This is a genomic window from Pseudomonas sp. CCNWLW23, from assembly GCF_037095675.1.
Classification (GTDB): Bacteria; Pseudomonadota; Gammaproteobacteria; order Pseudomonadales; family Pseudomonadaceae; genus Aquipseudomonas; species Aquipseudomonas atacamensis.
This window is the reverse complement of sequence record NZ_JBAWKM010000003.1, coordinates 160,681-179,543: the sequence shown is the minus strand read 5'-3', so window position 1 is coordinate 179,543 and position 18,863 is coordinate 160,681. Positions and strand designations below refer to the sequence as shown.

General features: G+C 58.5%; 17 protein-coding genes. 12 read left to right on the top strand and 5 right to left on the bottom strand.

What is annotated here, in order from left to right; translation table 11 throughout:
• Nucleotides 1-65: 65 nt before the first annotated feature.
• The 3 genes from V8J63_RS06205 to aroC are packed head-to-tail and all read right to left on the bottom strand — an operon-like array spanning nucleotide 66 to nucleotide 2,960.
• Nucleotides 66-692 (bottom strand): methylthioribulose 1-phosphate dehydratase, encoded by a 627-nt coding sequence (locus tag V8J63_RS06205; RefSeq protein ID WP_024012225.1) that lies wholly within the window; start codon nucleotides 690-692, stop codon nucleotides 66-68.
• Nucleotides 689-1,834 (bottom strand): MFS transporter, encoded by a 1,146-nt coding sequence (locus V8J63_RS06200; protein ID WP_125927482.1) that lies wholly within the window; start codon nucleotides 1,832-1,834, stop codon nucleotides 689-691. The genes V8J63_RS06205 and V8J63_RS06200 overlap by 4 nt, the downstream gene beginning before the upstream one ends.
• Before the next feature lie 34 nt (nucleotides 1,835-1,868).
• The gene (gene aroC, locus V8J63_RS06195; protein ID WP_336463760.1) at nucleotides 1,869-2,960 is read right to left on the bottom strand and encodes a chorismate synthase; all 1,092 of its coding nucleotides are present in this window, start codon (nucleotides 2,958-2,960) and stop codon (nucleotides 1,869-1,871) included.
• A 130-nt stretch (nucleotides 2,961-3,090) separates the two neighbouring features.
• Between aroC and V8J63_RS06190 the strand changes: the two genes are divergently transcribed.
• Both V8J63_RS06190 and V8J63_RS06185 read left to right on the top strand, forming a co-directional pair.
• Nucleotides 3,091-4,044 carry an alpha/beta hydrolase gene (locus V8J63_RS06190; RefSeq protein WP_125927483.1) on the top strand — a complete coding sequence of 318 codons (954 nt, stop codon included), beginning with the start codon at nucleotides 3,091-3,093 and terminating at the stop codon, nucleotides 4,042-4,044.
• A 99-nt stretch (nucleotides 4,045-4,143) separates the two neighbouring features.
• Complete coding sequence (locus V8J63_RS06185) at nucleotides 4,144-4,935, top strand: hypothetical protein (RefSeq protein ID WP_130887535.1); 792 nt, start codon at nucleotides 4,144-4,146, stop codon at nucleotides 4,933-4,935.
• Between the two features lie 58 nt (nucleotides 4,936-4,993).
• Here the strand turns inward: V8J63_RS06185 and prmB are convergent, their stop codons facing one another.
• Nucleotides 4,994-5,902 carry a 50S ribosomal protein L3 N(5)-glutamine methyltransferase gene (gene prmB, locus V8J63_RS06180; protein WP_130887536.1) on the bottom strand — a complete coding sequence of 303 codons (909 nt, stop codon included), beginning with the start codon at nucleotides 5,900-5,902 and terminating at the stop codon, nucleotides 4,994-4,996.
• A gap of 239 nt (nucleotides 5,903-6,141) precedes the next feature.
• On the opposite strand from prmB, the gene V8J63_RS06175 reads away from it, so the two are divergent.
• The 5 genes from V8J63_RS06175 to V8J63_RS06155 all read left to right on the top strand — a co-directional run bounded on the left by V8J63_RS06175 (nucleotide 6,142) and on the right by V8J63_RS06155 (nucleotide 8,914).
• The gene (locus tag V8J63_RS06175; RefSeq protein ID WP_016773772.1) at nucleotides 6,142-6,732 is read left to right on the top strand and encodes a cysteine hydrolase family protein; all 591 of its coding nucleotides are present in this window, start codon (nucleotides 6,142-6,144) and stop codon (nucleotides 6,730-6,732) included.
• 131 nt (nucleotides 6,733-6,863) lie between these two features.
• On the top strand, nucleotides 6,864-7,184 hold the full coding sequence (locus V8J63_RS06170; RefSeq protein WP_016773771.1) for a hypothetical protein: 321 nt from the start codon (nucleotides 6,864-6,866) through the stop codon (nucleotides 7,182-7,184).
• A 74-nt stretch (nucleotides 7,185-7,258) separates the two neighbouring features.
• Nucleotides 7,259-7,816, top strand: a complete 558-nt coding sequence (locus V8J63_RS06165) for a Smr/MutS family protein (RefSeq protein WP_016773770.1) — start codon at nucleotides 7,259-7,261, stop codon at nucleotides 7,814-7,816.
• Between the two features lie 77 nt (nucleotides 7,817-7,893).
• Nucleotides 7,894-8,439 (top strand): GTP cyclohydrolase I FolE, encoded by a 546-nt coding sequence (folE, locus tag V8J63_RS06160; protein ID WP_016773769.1) that lies wholly within the window; start codon nucleotides 7,894-7,896, stop codon nucleotides 8,437-8,439.
• A 103-nt stretch (nucleotides 8,440-8,542) separates the two neighbouring features.
• Nucleotides 8,543-8,914, top strand: coding sequence for a glutathione S-transferase N-terminal domain-containing protein (locus V8J63_RS06155; RefSeq protein WP_071171524.1), 372 nt, complete (start codon nucleotides 8,543-8,545; stop codon nucleotides 8,912-8,914).
• Nucleotides 8,915-9,051: 137 nt separating this feature from the next.
• On the opposite strand, the gene V8J63_RS06150 is transcribed toward V8J63_RS06155, so the two are convergent.
• Nucleotides 9,052-10,218, bottom strand: coding sequence for an aminotransferase-like domain-containing protein (locus V8J63_RS06150; protein WP_336463759.1), 1,167 nt, complete (start codon nucleotides 10,216-10,218; stop codon nucleotides 9,052-9,054).
• An 81-nt stretch (nucleotides 10,219-10,299) separates the two neighbouring features.
• On the opposite strand from V8J63_RS06150, the gene V8J63_RS06145 reads away from it, so the two are divergent.
• The 5 genes from V8J63_RS06145 to V8J63_RS06125 all read left to right on the top strand — a co-directional run bounded on the left by V8J63_RS06145 (nucleotide 10,300) and on the right by V8J63_RS06125 (nucleotide 18,772).
• Nucleotides 10,300-10,746 (top strand): MarR family winged helix-turn-helix transcriptional regulator, encoded by a 447-nt coding sequence (locus V8J63_RS06145; protein WP_336463758.1) that lies wholly within the window; start codon nucleotides 10,300-10,302, stop codon nucleotides 10,744-10,746.
• Nucleotides 10,747-11,037: 291 nt separating this feature from the next.
• Nucleotides 11,038-12,387, top strand: coding sequence for an NCS2 family permease (locus tag V8J63_RS06140; RefSeq protein ID WP_024012217.1), 1,350 nt, complete (start codon nucleotides 11,038-11,040; stop codon nucleotides 12,385-12,387).
• A gap of 85 nt (nucleotides 12,388-12,472) precedes the next feature.
• Complete coding sequence (locus V8J63_RS06135; RefSeq protein WP_016773765.1) at nucleotides 12,473-13,102, top strand: LysE family translocator; 630 nt, start codon at nucleotides 12,473-12,475, stop codon at nucleotides 13,100-13,102.
• A gap of 61 nt (nucleotides 13,103-13,163) precedes the next feature.
• Complete coding sequence (locus V8J63_RS06130; RefSeq protein ID WP_336463757.1) at nucleotides 13,164-16,823, top strand: calcium-binding protein; 3,660 nt, start codon at nucleotides 13,164-13,166, stop codon at nucleotides 16,821-16,823.
• 95 nt (nucleotides 16,824-16,918) lie between these two features.
• A complete protein-coding gene (locus tag V8J63_RS06125; protein WP_130902536.1) occupies nucleotides 16,919-18,772 on the top strand; it encodes a hypothetical protein in 1,854 nt (617 codons plus the stop codon).
• Nucleotides 18,773-18,863 lie beyond the last annotated feature (91 nt).

The following is an 18,863-nucleotide window of genomic DNA, read 5'->3' as shown; positions in this document are numbered from 1 at the left end:
GTCCGGCTCTTGCAGACCGGTCGGGCGCCGCGTGGCATCAGGCAAACGGGCTGTTTCTGGTGAACTCAGCCTTGGCGGTTCATGACGCTGCGGGTTTTCAACTCGCATTCAAACAGGAATTCAAAGGCCTCGATCTGCCGCAGCGCGTCGCTCATCTGCGCGCCCCAGGTGTAGAGACCATGGCCGCGAATCAGATAACCGACGCAATCAGGATGGGCGTCGAGCCAAGGCTGCACCTTGGCGGCGAGGCGCGCAATGTCCTGATCGTTGTCAAAAATCGGCACACGCACCCGCGATTCATGAGTCGAGATGCCGCTGAAGGCTTTTTGCAATTCGTAGTCTTCGAACTCGATGAAGTCTTCCGGAGTCAGACGCGACAGCACCGTGGCATTCACCGAATGAGTGTGCAGCACCGCACCGATCTCCGCGCGCCAACTGTAGAGCTGGGTGTGCAGCAAGGTTTCGGCGGAGGGTTTCTTGCCTGGTTCCAGGCTATTGCCGGACAGATCGGTAGCGAGCACGTCATCCACACCCAACTGGCCCTTGTGCTTGCCCGATACGGTCAACAGCGCTTCGCTCGGCGACAGGCGCGTCGAATAGTTGCTGCTGGTGGCTGGCGACCAGCCACGGCCATATAGAAAACGTCCGGCGTCAACGATCTGCTGGGCGAGCTGTTCACGGCTAAGGCTCATGGCCTGTCCTCTTGCATACATGTGGCAATGATAACGGCAGCGGCAAGCGCTGCGAGACTGGCAATACTAAAGGTCAATGTCGCGCCGAGGGCGTTCCAGCTGTAGCCGGAATACAGCGCGCCGAGCGCCCCGCCGGTGCCGGCCAGTGCCGCATACAGCGCCTGGCCCTGGCCTTGCTGGCGGGCGCCGAAACTACGTTGCACGAAAGCGATGGCAGCCGCATGAAAGCTGCCGAAAGTCGCTGCGTGCAGCACTTGGGCGAACAACAGCACCCAGAGAAACTCCGCAAACGAACCGAGCAGCACCCAACGCAACGCCGCCAGAAGGAAGCTCGCCAGCAGCACCCGGCGCAGGGAAAAGCGCGCCAGAATGCGGCTCATGACCATGAACATCAGCACTTCCGCCACCACCCCCACGGCCCAGAGCAGGCCGATGACGCCACGGCTGTAACCGAGGCGTTCAAGGTGCAGAGTCAGAAAGGTGTAATACGGCCCGTGGCTCACCTGCATCAGCGCGACGCAGGCATAAAACGCCAACACGCCGGGATGGCGCAATTGCTTGAGAAAGCCCTCGCCCGCCGGCCGATTGCCTTGCGCCGGCTGTGCATTTGGCACCCACAGGCTGCTGAGAACGATACCGGCCATGATCAGCACCAGCGCCGCCGGGTAGATGTCCAGGCTCAGCCATTCGAACAGCCGCCCCAGCACTACTACGGTGATGATGAAACCGATCGAGCCCCACAGGCGAATCTGGCTGTAGCGCGATGTTTGCCCCTGCAGATGCGCGAGGGTAATGACTTCGAACTGCGGCAGCACCGCGTGCCAGAAGAACGCATGCAGGGCCATGACCATTGCCAGCCAGGCGTAGGTCTGGCTGACGAAAATCAGCGAAAAGGTCAGCAACGTGCACACCGCGCCAAAGCGCACGATGGCCAGACGCCTGCCGGTGTAATCGCCGAGCCAGCCCCAGATGTTCGGCGCCACGCAGCGCATCAGCATCGGAATCGCCACCAGCTCGCCGATGCGTGCGGCGCTGAAGCCGAGGTGATCGAAGTACAGCGCCAGAAACGGCGCTGTCGAACCGAGCAAGGCGAAATAGAACAGATAAAAACTGGACAGCCGCCAGTAAGGAAGCGCCGCCACGCCGGTTATGCCGCGACGGCTTTGAGCGCAGCCATCAGAGCTGGCCCAGCACCGGCGTGCTCACGCGCACATCGGCGTTCTGCCCACGGTGGCGCAGCAGATGATCCATCAGCACGATGGCCATCATCGCTTCGGCGATCGGCGTCGCGCGGATACCGACGCAAGGGTCGTGACGACCCTTGGTGATCACGTCGACCGGGTTGCCATTCACGTCGATCGAACGCCCCGGGGTGGTGATGCTCGAGGTCGGTTTCAATGCCAGATGCGCAACGATTGGCTGGCCGGACGAGATGCCGCCGAGGATGCCGCCGGCGTTGTTGCTGAGGAAACCCTCCGGCGTCAGTTCATCGCGGTGTTCGGTGCCGCGCTGGGCGACACAGGCGAAACCGGCGCCGATTTCCACGCCTTTGACCGCGTTGATGCTCATCAGCGCGTGGGCCAGTTCGGCGTCGAGGCGATCGAAAATCGGCTCGCCAAGGCCCGGCATCACGCCTTCGGCGACCACGGTGATCTTCGCCCCGACCGAGTCCTGATCGCGGCGCAACTGGTCCATGTACGCTTCCAGCTCCGGGACCTTGTCCGGGTCAGGGCTAAAAAAGGCGTTTTCTTCGACCGAATCCCAGGTCTTGAACGGTATTTCGATCGGGCCGAGCTGGCTCATGTAACCGCGGATGACGATGCCCTGACTCGCAAGGTACTTCTTGGCGATCGAACCGGCCGCTACGCGCATGGCGGTTTCCCGCGCCGAACTGCGGCCACCGCCGCGATAATCGCGCTCGCCGTATTTGTGGTGATAGGTGTAATCGGCGTGTGCCGGGCGGAACAGGTCCTTGATCGCCGAGTAGTCCTTGGACTTCTGGTCGGTGTTGCGAATCAGCAGGCCGATCGAGCAACCGGTGGTGCGGCCCTCGAACACGCCGGAGAGGATTTCGACTTCATCGGCTTCCTGGCGCTGGGTGGTGTGGCGGCTGGTGCCAGGCTTGCGGCGATCGAGGTCGCGCTGCAGATCTTCCAAGGAAATCTCCAGGCCCGGCGGGCAGCCGTCGACAATGGCGACCAACGCCGGACCATGGCTTTCGCCAGCGGTGGTGACAGTGAACAACTTGCCGTAGGTATTGCCGGACATGCAGGACGCTCCGTGAAATCAAACCCGAATTCTTGATGCGCGCCAGTATACGCAGGCTAACCGAGTAGTTCATCCTCGAACCTTAGTGGTGCTGGCGAGTCCAACCGGCACCTTGACCAATGATGGCGTGATGATGCTGCGAGTTCTGATCTTGAGTCTTACCCTCTTTACCGGCTTTGCCCAAGCGACAGTCCTACAGCGCCCGGTCACTCTGGACACCGGCAGCGGCGAACTTTTCGGTTCGCTGTTGCTGCCCAAGTCCGACAGCCCGGTGCCGATTGTTCTGATGATTTCTGGCTCGGGTCCTACAGATCGCGACGGAAACAACCCCGACGGCGGGCGCAATGACAGCCTCAAGCGCTTGGCCTGGGTGCTGGCCAAACACAACATCGCCAGCGTGCGCTACGACAAGCGTGGCGTTGCGGCGAGCCTGGCGGCCGCTCCCGATGAACGTGATCTGTCAGTAGAAAGCTATGCGGCGGACGCGGTGGCGTGGGGGCAGAAGCTCAAGGCCGATCCGCGTTTCGGCAAACTGATTCTGCTCGGCCACAGCGAAGGCGCGCTGATTGCCAGTCTCGCCGCGCCGAAGCTGGACGCAGCGGCGGTGATCTCGCTGTCCGGCAGCGCGCGCCCGGTCGATCAGGTCATCCGCGAACAGTTGGCGCGCAGCCTGCCGCCGCCACTGATGCTGCGCAGCAACGAACTGCTCGACAGTCTCAAGGCCGGCCACACCGATGACAACGTGCCGCAACCGTTGCAGGTGATCTTTCGCCCGAGCGTGCAGCCTTACCTGATTTCGCTGTTCCGTCAGGACCCGGCGCAAGCCTTTGCCCAGCTGAAAATGCCGGCACTGATCGTTCAAGGCAGCAACGACATTCAGGTCGGCACCGAGGACGCGAAGCTGCTCAAGGCGGCGAAACCGGACGCGCAACTGACGGTGATCGAAGGCATGAATCATGTGCTGCGCATCGTCCACAACGACATGAAGCGGCAATTGGCCTCCTACAAGGACCCGAATTTGCCCCTGGCCGCCGAACTGGGCGCCGCCGTCATCGAATTTATTGACGGAATTCGTGCAAGTTAACTGCGTTTTACCCTCCAGCCTCACAGAAAACGGCCGATAAGCCTTTGTCGCCAGCGCAACGTCTGGCGGCAAGCAGGGCTTGGACAGGATCTCGCCGTTATGACTGAAACCCAGACTTCACCCGACACCAGCGCTGAAAAAGACGCATCGCCAGCGGTCGAACTGCCGTGGGCGGACGTTCAGGCCGAGCACCACAAGATGCTCCGCCTGGCGCCGCTGCAGACCGACCGCAACACCGGCGGCCGGCCGTTGCGCTTTGTCGAATTCGGTTACGCCGAGCGCAACAGCAAAGAGCGCAGCCTGATGCGCATGGCGATCAAGCTGCCCAACCAGCGCGTGCGCAAAGAGCAGAATCATCTCGATGTGTGGGTCGACCACGCGAGCAAACGAGTGAGTTTCGGTCCCGACAGTGGCTTGCAGATCGAACCGCTGAATCGCGGTATCGGCCGCTTCATGGCTGCGCAAGGCATCAATTGGGCGAAAAAGCGCTGGCCCGGCTACACCGTTGAAGGCATGGACCTGAACAACAAGGACGCGCTCAACGAAGACACTCGCTTGCGTCGCGACCATTTCCTGCGCGTGCACGGTTTCGATGTGGCTTACGCCGATGCCCAGCATTTGAAAGGCAGCATCAAGGCGGTGCAGGTCGGTGATCTGCTCGGTGACTGGAACAGCGAAAAGCTGCAGATCGTCGAAATTCTTGAAGCCGCGCAGATGCTGCAGCAGGCCGAACAGAATCTCGCCGAGCAGGAAGTGAAGCTGAAGAAGCAGGAAGAAAAAGTCAGCAAGTTCAAGCGCGAAGATGCCGGGTTGCGTTTCACCATTACGTGTCTGGTGGCGTTTGCGGTGTTTCAGGCGGGGTTGTTGATCTGGATTGCTACACACCGCTGAGGGCTTGAGCGCGTACTGATCGTTCCCATGCGGAGCGTGGGAACGATCTGTCACAACCTTAGACGCGGGACGCGAACAGGGCCTGATGCGCGCGGCACTGCTCGGCGGTCAGCATGAACACGCCATGCCCGCCGCGCTGGAACTCCAGCCAGGCGAAATCGACTTCCGGGTACAACGCCTCGACGTGCACCTGGCTGTTGCCTACCTCGACAATCAACAAACCTTTCTCGGTCAGGTGATCCGCCGCTTCGGCGAGCATGCGCCGGACCAGATTCAGACCATCATCACCGCAGGCCAGGCCCAGTTCCGGCTCGTGCTGATATTCGTCCGGCATGTCGGCGAAATCTTCGGCGTCGACGTAGGGCGGGTTCGACACGATCAGGTCGAAACGCTGACCCGGCAAGCCATCGAAACCATCACCCTGCACGGTGTAGACGCGCTCATCGACGCCATGGCGCTCGATGTTCTGGTTGGCCACTTCCAGCGCTTCGAACGACAGGTCCGCGAGCACCACTTCGGCATTCTGGAATTCGAAAGCGCAGGCAATGCCGATGCAGCCGGAACCCGTGCACAGGTCGAGAATCCGCGCCGGTTCGTTGCCGATCCACGGTGCAAAGCGGTTTTCGATCAGTTCACCAATCGGCGAACGCGGGATCAGCACGCGCGGGTCGACGATGAACGACATGCCGCAGAACCACGCCTCGCCGAGCAGATAGGCGGTGGGAACGCGATCTTCGATGCGGCGCTTGAGCAAGCGCTGCAGATTGACCAGTTCGTCATCTTCCAGCGCGCAATCAAGATAGCTGTCGGCGATTTCCCAAGGCAGGTGCAAAGCGCCCAGTACCAACTGGCGCGCCTCGTCCCAGGCGTTGTCGGTGCCATGACCGAAAAACAGATCCTCCCCATGGAAGCGGCTGACGGCCCAACGGATATGGTCGCGCAGGGTACGAAGTCGGGAAGTGATCACGGCGTAGAACTCCAGAAAAAACGACTGGCGATTCTAGCAGCCAAAACGCGCGACGACGACGCAGGAAAAACCACGCGGTTCCGGTAGGAGTTTTCTTTTTTTTGCATCAGGCATTGAACGGAACGTGTAACTTGACAAGGCTGCAGGCCAAGAACGACGGCGCCTACGATGGTAGCGATTCACAGAACCGCTCAGCCAGAGGACAATGTCGCAAAAGCCCCACCCCGAGGAGCCCCAGAATGTCCGTTCCAAAAACGATGTTTCAACTCAGCGGTCGCGGTTACGCAGCGGCCACCCTGAGCCATGCCACCGTGGTCATCATCGATGCCCAGAAGGAATACCTCAGTGGCCCGCTGGCCCTGAGCGGCATGGACGCGGCCGTCGCGAACATCAAACAAGTGGTTGCCGCAGCCCGTGCCGCCGGTCGGCCGATCGTGCACGTGCGTCATCTCGGCACCGTTGGTGGCCTGTTCGACCCGCAGGGCGAACGCGGCGAATTCATCCCCGGTCTCGAACCGCAAGGCGATGAAACCATTATCGGCAAACTGCTGCCGAGCGCGTTCCATGGCACCGAACTGCTCGAGCGCCTGCAGAACCTCGGCTCTTTGGATCTGATCGTTTGCGGTTTCATGAGTCACTCCAGCGTCAGCACCACCGTGCGCGCGGCGAAGAACCTCGGTTTCCGCTGCACCCTGGTCGAAGACGCCTGCGCGACCCGCGATCTGCCGTTCAAGGGCGGCGTGCTCAGCGCCGAACGCGTGCAGGAAGCGGAAATGGCGATCATGGCCGACAACTTCGCCACGCTGGCCAAGACTCAGGACCTGATCTGATCCTGCCCTTGTGAGCGGTGCGTTGGCGCCGCTCATCCGCTATATCCGCTGATTTGCCGCAAATGCCATAGCCTCAGGAACAACCCGGTCAACTCCCGGTCGAAGGGCCGATACCATTGAGGAAGGTCGGAATGAAGTTATCCGATGGATTTGACGCACGCCGTTTGCGGCCCAAAGGCCAAAGCAACTGGCGTTTTCGATTTGGCGCGGCGATCTCGGCCATTCTGGCGACGTTCGGCGTGCTGCTGGCGATGGCCGGCGCCGCCAGCCTGCTCGGCCGCCCGCCGGCGCTGGGTGACCTGAACGCATCACCGCTGGGCTCGGCAATCATGCTTGCCGTCGGCTTGCTGTTTCTGTACTTCGGCGTTGCTCTGTGGCGCCGCTGCCGCCGTCGCGCACGGCAATCGCGGGAACTGAACATGTCCCCGCATCTGATGAAAAAACACGACTGACCCAACGGCCTGGCTTTTTGCCGGGCCGTTTTCTGTCGACTTGGGTAAACTGGCCGCCCTTCGCGGAGGCTGACATGCAAGACGACGATTTTTCTCTGTTCAAAAGTGCCATCCAGGGCGTCAAGCCGATCAAGCACGACCGCGCCGACACCGGCAAACCCAAGGCTGACCGCGCGCAGATCGCCAAGCTGCGTCAGTCCGCCACCGTGCGCAGCGACACCACCATCATTGACGGCTTGTCCGACCAGTTCGTGATCGACGTCGGCCCGGAAGACGAGCTGATGTGGTCCCGCGACGGCGTGCAGGAAAGCCAGATGCGCAAGCTCAAGGTCGGGCAGATCCCGTTCGAAGGCAGTCTCGACCTGCACGGCATGAGCGTGGAAAAGGCCCGGGAGACGCTTTGGGCCTTTCTCGCCGAAGCAACCAAATTCGAAATCCGCTGCGTACGCGTGACTCATGGCAAGGCTGTGCGCCTGGATGGCAAGCGGCCGATGATCAAAAGCCACGTCAACACCTGGCTGCGCCAGCATGCGCAAGTGCTCGGTTTCTGCTCCTGCCAGGCCCGCCACGGCGGCGCCGGCGCGGTTTATGTGATGCTGAAACGGACGATGATGGAAGGCCGCGACGAATAAAGCCGTCACACCGAACTTGCAGGGTTGTGTCCGCCACCGTACCCTTGCCCTTTGCGAAAATCCCCACAGGTAGTTTCATGTCCCTGGAACAGAATTACACCGCGATTCTCGGCCAATTGGGCGAGGACGTGTCCCGCGAGGGCCTGCTCGACACGCCAAAGCGTGCCGCCAAAGCCATGCAGTACCTCTGCCGTGGTTATGCACAGACGCTCGAAGAGGTCACCAATGGTGCCCTGTTCAGCTCCGACAACAGCGAAATGGTGCTGGTCAAGGACATCGAGCTGTATTCGTTGTGCGAACACCACCTGCTGCCGTTCATCGGCAAGGCGCATGTCGCCTATATCCCGAGCGGCAAAGTGCTGGGCCTGTCGAAGGTTGCGCGGATCGTCGATATGTACGCGCGCCGCCTGCAGATTCAGGAAAACCTCAGCCGCCAGATCGCCGATGCCGTGATGCAAGTGACCGGCGCGCTGGGCGTGGCCGTGGTGATCGAAGCCAAGCACATGTGCATGATGATGCGCGGCGTCGAAAAGCAGAATTCGTCGATGATCACTTCGGTGATGCTCGGTGAATTCCGTGAAAACGCGGCGACCCGTAGCGAATTCCTCAGCCTCATCAAGTAATTCGCAACAGAAAAGGACCGGCATTGATCGCCGGTTTTTTTTCGCCTGTGAAAAATCGGGTAAGCTGCGCGCCTTTCTTCATTTGCACCGTGAGGCTTTCAACGTGTTCGTCAAAGCGCTTCGTGTCGGCCTCGGCCAACTGGTTATCTTCATCGACTTCATCACCCGTCCAGGCAAGAAAAAGCGCCCCGCTGCTGCTCAGGCGCAAGTCGACGCTGCCGCGAAAGATCTGACGCTGTATCAGTTTCACGCCTGCCCGTTCTGCGTGAAAACCCGCCGCGCCCTGCATCGTCTGAATGTGCCGGTGGCGCTGAAAGACGCGAAGAACAACGAGCAGGATCGCCAGACTCTGCTGGAACAGGGTGGCCGAATCAAAGTGCCTTGCCTGCGTATCGAAGAGAATGGGCAAACCACCTGGATGTATGAATCCAAGGTGATTATCGATTATCTGGATAAGCGGTTTGCGGCGGTCTGATTTTAATGGGTTGGAGCGCTAGCCGCCTTGGCGAGCAGGCTCGCTCCCACCGTTGAAACGCATCCCGTCCTGTGGGAGCGAGCCTGCTCGCGAAGAGGCCCGCACTGACAACGCCGGCCCTTGAGCCGGCGTTTTTGCTAGGCCGCCCTCTCCATCTGCGCCCGCCGCACCACCGCCGCCAACCGCTTCAACCCCTCATCCAGCCGCGCCGGATCAATGTGGCTGAAGTTCAAGCGCAAATGCCCATGATGCTTGTCCGGCTCAGGAAAGAACGGCTCACCGGGCATGAATGCCACATCATTGGCCAACGCCTCATTGAGCAATGACCGGGTGTCCAGCGGTTGCTTCAACGTCAACCAAAAAAACAGCCCGCCCTGGGGCATGTTCCACTCAGCCAGATCGGTAAAATGCAGTTCCAGCGCCAACTGAAACGCGTCGCGCCGCTGCCGATAGAAATCCCGCAACTCGCTCAAATGCTGTTGATACTTCTGCGAGCCGATCCATTGCAGCGCCTGCCACTGGCCGATGCGATTGGTGTGCAGGTCCGCCGATTGCTTGAGTTTGAGCAGGTGCGGGAACAGATCCGGACTGGCGATCAAGTAACCGACACGCAAACCCGGGAGCAAGGTTTTCGAGACGGTGCCGGTGTAGATCCAGCTGGCTGTTTTCAGACGCGCCGCAATCGGCTTCGCGTTGCCACCATCGAAAGTCAGTTCGCGGTATGGCTCATCTTCAATCAGCGTGACGCCAAATTCATCGAGCAATGCCGCGACCGCTGCACGCTTGGCCTCGCTGTAGCGCACGGCAGAAGGATTCTGAAACGTCGGGATCAGGTAGATAAACGCCGGGCGGTGTTGTTCCAGACGTTTGCGCAGTTGCGCCAGGTTAGGTCCGTCGGCTTCCTGCGCCACAGTCAGGCAATCGGCGCCGAACAGCTGGAAGATTTGCAGCGCGGCCAGATAAGTCGGCGCCTCCAACAGAATTTCCGTCCCCTTGTCGATGTACAGCTTGGCCGCCAGATCCAGGGTTTGCTGCGAGCCGCTGACCACCAGCACCTGACTCGCCTCGCATTCAAGGCCCAGCGCCCTCGCCTCTGCCGCCAGCGCCTCGCGCAAGGCCGGCTCGCCTTCGCTCATGCCGTACTGCCCCAGCGACAGCGGCATCTCGTCCCACTCCACCTTCGGCAACATCGTCTCAGCGGGCAAACCGCCGGCAAACGACATCACCTCTGGACGCTGGGCGGCGGCGAGGATTTCTCGGATCAAAGAACTTTTCAGGCGCGAGACACGTTCGGAAAAAGCCATGGTGGTCACCGTAGCGAGGCAGGTAAAAAATGAGTCAAACTGGTTGACTGAAACTACGACAGCTTGAGCGAGTACGTCAACATGCTTGACCTTAAAAACCCCACTAGTCAGCAACAGGCCATGGAAGCGTTCTTCTTCGGCTATCAGGCGTTCACGGCCAAGGCGGATGAAATGCTCGAGCGCCGCGGACTCTCGCGGGTGCATCAGCGCATCGTGTTTTTCATCGCGCGCTATCCGAACCTGAGTGTAAAAGAGTTGCTGGCCCTGCTGGGCGTGAGCAAACAAGCGTTGAACATGCCCCTGCGCCAGTTGCAAGAAATGCATCTGGTCGACAGCGTCGCTTCACAGACGGACAAGCGTAAGCGCCTGCTTGAGCTGACCGCGGAAGGCGCGAAGTTCGAGCAGGCGTTGCGCCGTGAGCAGGTGAAATTGCTTGAGCGGGTGTTTGCCGAGGCTGGGGAAGCGGCGGTGAATGGGTGGTTGGCGGTGAATCTGGCGCTTGGGGGCAGTCAGACGCATCTCGTGTGACAGGACCGTCCTCTTCGCGAGCAGGCTCGCTCCCACATGGGAACGCTTTACAAAGATGGGAGCGAGCCTGCTCGCGAAGCCATCCTGGATGGCCATATATCCCTATCAGCAAAAAAATCGGCGACAAAAACCAAAACAATATTTGCTTTATTTGTACACAAAAGCATAATCCACTGCGTGCGAGTTCCTGACTACACGGTCAACAAATTCGCGTATGCCTCAAAGGGCCGCTGCCACCCCTCATGGGTCCGGCCCTGGAAATAACAATAAAACTCTTGAGGAGTACTCGCTGTGGAAAGCCGCAAATCCGAAGCACCGCCGCTCGAGCTCACGCCGCCATTACGCAATGGCCTGCTGGAGCGTCTGTTCAAACTCAGCTTGCATGGCACCACGGTGAAGACCGAGCTGATTGCCGGTCTGACAACCTTCATCACCATGGCTTACATCATCTTCGTCAACCCGAACATCATGGCCGATGCCGGCATCGATCACGGTGCAGCCTTCGTCGCCACCTGTATCGCTGCCGCATTGGGCTGCCTGTTGATGGGGCTCTACGCCAACTGGCCGGTCGGCCTGGCGCCGGGCATGGGCCTCAATGCTTTCTTCACTTACACCGTAGTCGGCACCATGGGCTACAACTGGGAAACCGCCCTCGGCGCGGTGTTCGTCTCCGGCGTGCTGTTCATGTTCCTGACCTTTTCGCGGATTCGCGAGTGGCTGCTCAACAGCATTCCGGTCAGCCTGCGGTTTGCCATGGGCGCCGGTGTCGGTCTGTTTCTGGGCCTGATCGGGCTGAAGACTGCCGGCATCGTCGTCGACAGCCCGGCAACGCTGATCAAACTTGGCTCGCTGCGCGAACCCGGCCCGTTGCTCGCCGCGATCTGCTTCCTCATGATCGCGATCCTCAGTTACCACCGCGTATTCGGCGCGATCCTGATCAGCATCATCACCGTCACCCTCGCCGGTTGGGGCCTGGGTCTCGTCCACTACGAGGGCATCATGTCCGCGCCGCCGAGCCTGGCGCCGACCTGGATGGCAATGAACGTCGCCGGCGTGTTCAACGTCAGCATGATCAGCGTAGTGCTGGCGTTCCTCTTCGTGCACATGTTCGACACCGCCGGCACGCTGATGGGCGTGGCCCAGCGCGCCAACCTTGTCGCCGCTGACGGTCGCATCGAGAACCTTTCACGAGCCATGAAGGCCGACAGCGCCTCCAGCGTATTCGGCGCCGTGGTTGGCGTGCCCCCAGTGACAAGTTACGTGGAAAGTGCCGCCGGCGTAGCCGCTGGTGGTCGGACTGGTCTTACCGCCGTCACCGTGGGTGTGTTATTTATAGCGGCCATGTTTTTCGCACCGCTGGCTGGCATGATTCCCGCTTATGCCACGGCAGGTGCCCTGATTTACGTGGCGATGCTGATGATGGGCGGCATGGCCCACATCGAATGGGACGAGGCGACCGACGCCATTCCCGCGATTGTCACGGCGATCATGATGCCGCTGACCTTCTCCGTCGCCGACGGCATCGCGCTGGGCTTTATTACCTACGTCGCGTTGAAGGCCGGCACCGGCAAGTACAAGGAAATTTCCGTCAGCCTGTGGGTGCTCTGCGCGATCTTCATCGCCAAGTTCATCTTCCTGTAAGCGCTGCGCGGTTCAGGCTTCAAACCAGCCTCACCCTCACCGGTGGGGCTTTTGCACATCCCGATAACAACAAAGGAGCAAAACGATGAGTCTGGAAACCTGGCTGCTGTTCAGTGGCGCTGCACTGGTGGTGATCCTGATCCCGGGGCCACTGTCATTGCTGATGATCAGCAACAGTCTGAATTACGGTTTACGCAGGTCGTACCCCGCGTTCCTGGGTGGCGTGATCGCCTCGATCTGCCTGCTCAGCGCTTCGGCACTGGGGCTTGGCGCTCTGTTGCTGGCCTCGGAACAGTTGTTCAGCGCGCTGAAAATCATCGGTGCGCTGTACCTTTTTTATCTCGCCTGGCAGAGCTGGCAGCAGTCGCGTCAGCCATCGACTGGCGCCGAAGTACCCGAAGCCGCACCGGTGCCGCGTTTTCGCACATTGTTCGGACGCGCTTTTGTACTGGGTGCGAGCAACCCTAAGGACATCCTGTTTTTCGCCGCGTTTCTGCCACAGTTCCTCCGCGCAGACCAACCGTTTCTGCCGCAGTTACTGATCATGATTGCGACCTGGGTAGTGCTCGATCTGTGCTGCAAACTGGCTTACGGTCTGGGTGCCAATGGTGCCGCACGGTATTTGCGCAGCGGCAAAGGCCAGAGTTGGTTCAATCGGGTGAGTGCCGGACTGTTTGGTGGTGCTGGCGCGGCGTCGTTGCTTGGCAGCCACTGACTGAAAAGCGTAACTATTGATTATCCTGCCGGAATGGATCTCGGGCAGGATCATGTTGTTCATGAATCAATTAAGTGCGAGCAACATCCAATCCCTGATATGCAATAGAAAGCAACAACCCTTCGATATACAGGTCTCGAAAGGCCAACGTAATATCCTCGGCCTTAACAACCATTGCCGGAACAAGGAAGTTCTAATGGCCACACTTATACGCGAAGCAGCAGCACAAACCGACCCTGCAATACATGCCGACACGCAACCTGTTTCCGATACCGTCATAATTATGGATTTGGGCTATGCGTCCAACGAATACAAGCCTTCAACCATCGACCATGGCCAAACCAATGGAAAATCGAGTCAATTGCAAATGGTGGACGAAGTGTTCGGCCCTTTGGAAATTGGCGATATTTCGATTACCCGTACCGCACTCGACGGACTAGGCGCGACCATTGACGGCCAGCCATTGAATGGCAAGAACAGCTTCTTTCGCCGACCCAAACTTTCTTTTATCAATAGCCTGCAGTTCGACGCCAATAAAATTGAACACTTTCTGAAAACTTCAACGGGCAGCGATAGCTACTTGTTACCCACGCTCCTGTTTGAAATGGCCAGCCAGCGCCCGCTTGGCGCCCCTCAGCTCTTGGGGGAAAACAATGCCAATGAAAAGGTAGCCGGCAATTACCGCGACAAACTGGTAAAACTTCTGAGCGCAGCACAGTCGCTCGATCTACAACATGTGCACGTCCCCAGACATCATCCCCGCTGGGCGGCATTGACCAAAAGCTACGCGACGCTGGGCTCCAGCCTGGGCATCCAGGGCTTCGGCATTTTCATCGGGATTCGTGGCGTAATCGATGCGATCAAAGCCGATAACCGTGCTGAAGTAGCAATAAACAGCGCGGGCATTGCATCGGAACTGGCCTCCATCGCGGCCGATGTCACGGTCAGTAAAATAGCCACGCAGATGCTCACAGCCGGACAGAATGCTTACCGGGACTTCGCCAGAACACGCTTCGCACTCAGACTGGGTCGATCGGGCGGTCTGGTCGGCGGCATGCTGACGCTGCCCTTCGACATCTTTACCGCCGTCAGGTCCATGAACGCCGCTGAGAATGCCACCGGCAAAGAGGCTATGGATCATTACGTCAGCGCTGGCCTGAGCATTACCAGTGCAGCCATGACCGTCATTCTCGGCACTGCCGCGATGGCCGGTTTCTCCTTTGCCGGGCCCGTCGGGCTTGCCGCCGGCGCGATTCTCGCCATTGGCTCGCAGGTCTACGGTGCGGTACGGATTGTTGACGACATAGATGACTACATCGAATTAACCGTTGATGAGCGGTGGCGTAGCGGATGGTTTTCGTTCTGCATGATGGACGTCGACGAAAGCGTTCAAAACCGCTATATCAAGGCCAAAACACTACTTCAACACTCATTGCAGTTAAAAAAGACCGCGAGAACGCTACTCGATGGCCCCTTGAAAGAGAGCACCGAAGCCATCGTCAATGGCAAGTTTGATGTACGCCTGAAACCGACGCGGGTCTGGAAACGAAACTGGTGGACCAAACAGGATGCGTGGGAGTCGGTCAATGTCCCTGAAGTGGTAGGCACCGATGACATCATTGATGCAAGCGCAGGGGTTACAAAAGATACACCCGGCGCGGAACTGGGAGTTGCGGCAGAGGGCAAAAACATTCTGTGGTTTCTCAGCGAGGGTAACGACTCGATCAAAGGTGTAGAAAAAAAGCCCAACACGTTCTATTACAAGTCAGGAAAAAAACAACTGTCGGGCGGTGAAGGCAATGACCAGTTCCTGTTTGAGAACGCAGCCGCTTTCCTCGAAAAGGACAACCATGTTGCAGAATATTCAACGCTGAGCGGCGGCGCAGGAAATGACACACTGGTACTTGGCGGCAATTACTCCTCTCGTGATACGAACAGAACTGGCTATGACATAGATTTGCTGGCCGGAACATTGCAGATCATCACCAGCGATGTCGATGCCGAGAATAACAAGATATCCATCCTGCACAGTTTGCTGGACAGTATCGAAAATATTGAAACAGTCCATCGCGCAGCAAGCGTAGTAACCGGCACTGCGCAAAACAACGTCATCAAATCACGGGGCAGCGACATCATTGAAGCTGGCGCCGGAGACGATCAGATATTCCTCTCCCACGAAAAAGCAAAAGCGTCGGGAGGCGCCGGTGCGGATCAATATTACATTGCGCATGTGGCTGGTCGTTTTTCCATCATCGATGATGGTGAACAGACCAGTTATATCGTCATGAATTGGCGCAAGGACCTGATTGAGTCCTGGGCTATCGAGGGCAATGACCTGGTCATCCGCTCAGGCTTCGAAATTCAAGACAATCCCAAAAACGTATTGACCATTCATGACGTTTACAAGAAATACGAAGGCAAGAGAAAGCTGAGCAACAAAAATCTGATTTTCATAACCAGTGATGATTGCCATTTCAGGCTTGACCTGCCTGAAACAATCCCGGATGGCCACACCGCTGATATACCGGAAATTTTCGTCAAACGTGGCAAACCGGTAACACCGATCATTATTTATGCGCCGGAATGCTGGATCCGACATCGCAAGGAAGCGAGCTATTACGTACCGAGAACCGGCAAGGCCAACACTTTCTACGCGGTTTTACGTCCGGATGTCATAACCCGGATATATCTGGACTTCACCAGTGATGAGCTGACAAAAGCCGAGGCGCATTTTTTCTCCGAGAAACCCAAGTCATACCGACTGACTGTCGGTTGCCATCTCGTCTATCACTTCGGCGCGAAGACCATCAAGCTGAATTATTACTCGGCTGCGCGTAACGAGGACGATCACGACAATATCACCAAGATCCTGCGAACCATGGCCGTTCGACCGTTCGGCCGTTATGTGTTGATTTTCAGGGACGGTGTCGTTGCAAACGCTGGTCTTACAACGGAAACCGACATCCCGCCAGCCTTTACTGACTTCTCGGTCTCGAGGCATTGGGTAACCCAGATGAAAGTGCCACTCACGGGTCGTTCTCGACAGTGCTTTTATGCGCTGCCTGAGAAAGCGGGTTACTCGCTTGGCACTTTGAGGAGTTGCGCAATGCCGATACCACTGGCCGTGCAAACCAGCATGGACGCCTATGAAGGAGTGGGTGCGAGTTATCTCATCCACGTACTGCCTGACATGACTATCAGACTCTCGACTCCTGGCGCGCTCGCCAATGCCAAAGAGCGGCTTCCCTACTCATCCACTTGGGAACTTGATGCAACGCAGCTCGGCGAAGTCGATATAAAACTGGAAGAAAACCGGCTCTCCATCGGCACTACCACTTTTTATCTGCCTGTCTATGAAAGCGAGGACTTGATAGACCATATCCGCGTTATTACCACCGGTGGAGTTGTACATACGGTCGATCTGGTCTTTGACCGTGTCTATCTGGATGGTCTCGATGCACGTTTTTTCGAAGAGCCCGACGCCTCAAAAGCACTCCCGCAAGCTCTTGCCGCATTGGCCAATGACGAAGTCAAAGCCTGGAACATTATCTGCCTTAACGACCAGACCGCGCGCGTGGGCTACAACTTTGCCGCGCATGGCTGGGTATTGCGTGCCGACAAATCCCGCATCGAAAAGTCTGCTTTAAGGGTGGTGAATCGCTGCAACCACCAAACCAACATTTTCGGCCCCGTTTCTGTGATGAAAGTGCCTCCCGCGTAGTTCGCCGGTCGTTCGTCAATAAACCCATTTTTTCGAGCGTTGCTGTCTACGCGGCATTTGCACGCGTCTGCGCGCTCTTTTACCGAGCATTCCCCATGGCCAAGTCACCCAAAAAAGTCCCTGCAGTAAAACCACCCAATGCCCCCGATGCTGGACATTCCGGCTCACCGCCTCTCGTCAGCCGTATGGGCCTGGACATGCCTGACGCCCTGCTTCTGGGCATCGATTCACCGGCCGTCAGTCAAGCGGCAAGCACATCTGCCGCAGCCAGCACACCGCCCACGGTTACTGTTCACGCCCTGCCGGATGCAACGGAAAACTTCAGCGCCACTCGTAACGCAATCGCCTGGCCGCAAGAGCGTTTCCACGAACTGGTGCCAGTGGCGCAGAACGAAGGTTTGTTCACCGGACCGGATCAGCGCACGTACGCTCAGATCGCTAATGAAGGCCAGTTCGTCGTCGAGCAGGACGGGCAAGGCAATTATCATGTGCCTCTGACCTTCGCACCCGGTGTGCCCGGCCTGCCCCTGACGCGCCTCGAGGGTCAGACGACTTGGCAGATCCGGCGGCCCGAGAGGCTATCCAACCGGCCTGCATCCGCCACCCCCAACCTGCCCTCATACATCTCGCCTGCCGACGCCATGACGCTGAGCAAGCCTGAGCTGGCAACGGAGGGCCTTCGATACAACAGACTCAGGCAGACCTTCGTAACGACGGTGGACGGCACGGTCATGGTGCGCAAAAACAAGGATGGCGAATACCAACAAGCGTTTGCCTCGACGAGCAATGCACCCGACGTTTTCTTCGAGCAAATCCCCGGCACTGTTTTCTGGCGACAAAAACCGCCAGGGGCGAAGCCATCGCAAACGCCAGCCCAATCCAGCCAGCCAGGCGAACAGACCGATCAGGCAACACCTGGCCCGAGCAAGCGTCCCCGACTTGCCGAAGCCGTAGAAACGCTAACCGCGGCGACAGCCAATCCGTCCTCTGACAACGACCAGACGCCGTATTTCTGGCTTCCCTGGGGGCATCTGAACAAACCTGCGCACACCGAATCGGTACAGCTTGGCTGGCTGCATTATCCAATCGTTCCGGTTGGCTCGAATACGGCGCCCACCGTGTATTTCGTATGTCATCCCGAGTTTTTCCCGAGCGGTTTCGACGCTTTCGAGAACATGCTGAAAAACGCCCCCGAGCAACAGCCGGTGGCGACGTTTCGAATCGGCAGCGATCCAGGTGAAGTCCATCCGGGCAAACGCTTTTTCGAAGAGCCGATAGCAACGTCCGTCGCTCGCGCGTTCCCTGATTTTTCGCAAGCGACAACGACAGCCGTTGCCCGCAGGTTATTCGAACTCGCCGATCATTCCCCGACGATTACCGGCACCGGCCTGATCAACGTTCAGGCCGTCTTGCATCAATGGAAGCAACTGCCGTTTTCCACAGCACCTGACTTTGCCGACCCGCTGAATATGCTCGCCATAGCGCCAGACATCGACCTGGGGGGCAAGCGGCTTATCCCGATGCCTTCCCAGACCGACAGCGAATTGCAACGCCTGACCTTTGATCCACAGCACTTCTCCTCCGCCTGGAATCATTACAAGACCTATCCATCAGATCTGAATCTGCGGCGATTGCTCGGCGCGTTGCTGGTCGGCTGTGGTTACGAGCTGTTTCCACTGACCTATGAACACAGAATGCCGACGCTGGTATTCAAACGCGCCGGTCACGATCAAATCTTCTTTTTGAAACTGGGAGCAATCAGTCAAGCCGGCCTGACTCACGTTCCTGGCAACGAACTGACAGAACCGAGCTTGCCCGCCAGAATCGGTCAGGACGCCTTCACCGCACTGACCGATGCAGCGACGCGGAACAAGGTGGTATGGCTGATAGGAGGCGTATTGAAGGTCGCGTCCACGCCAGACTCGGTGTTCATTATTCGCGAGCGTTGACCCGAGACTCGACTGCGCCGGCAGTTGCGCCGTAAAAACGCATAAAAAAAGCCCGCAGTGTGAGCGGGCGAAAGACCAAAGAAGCTATATG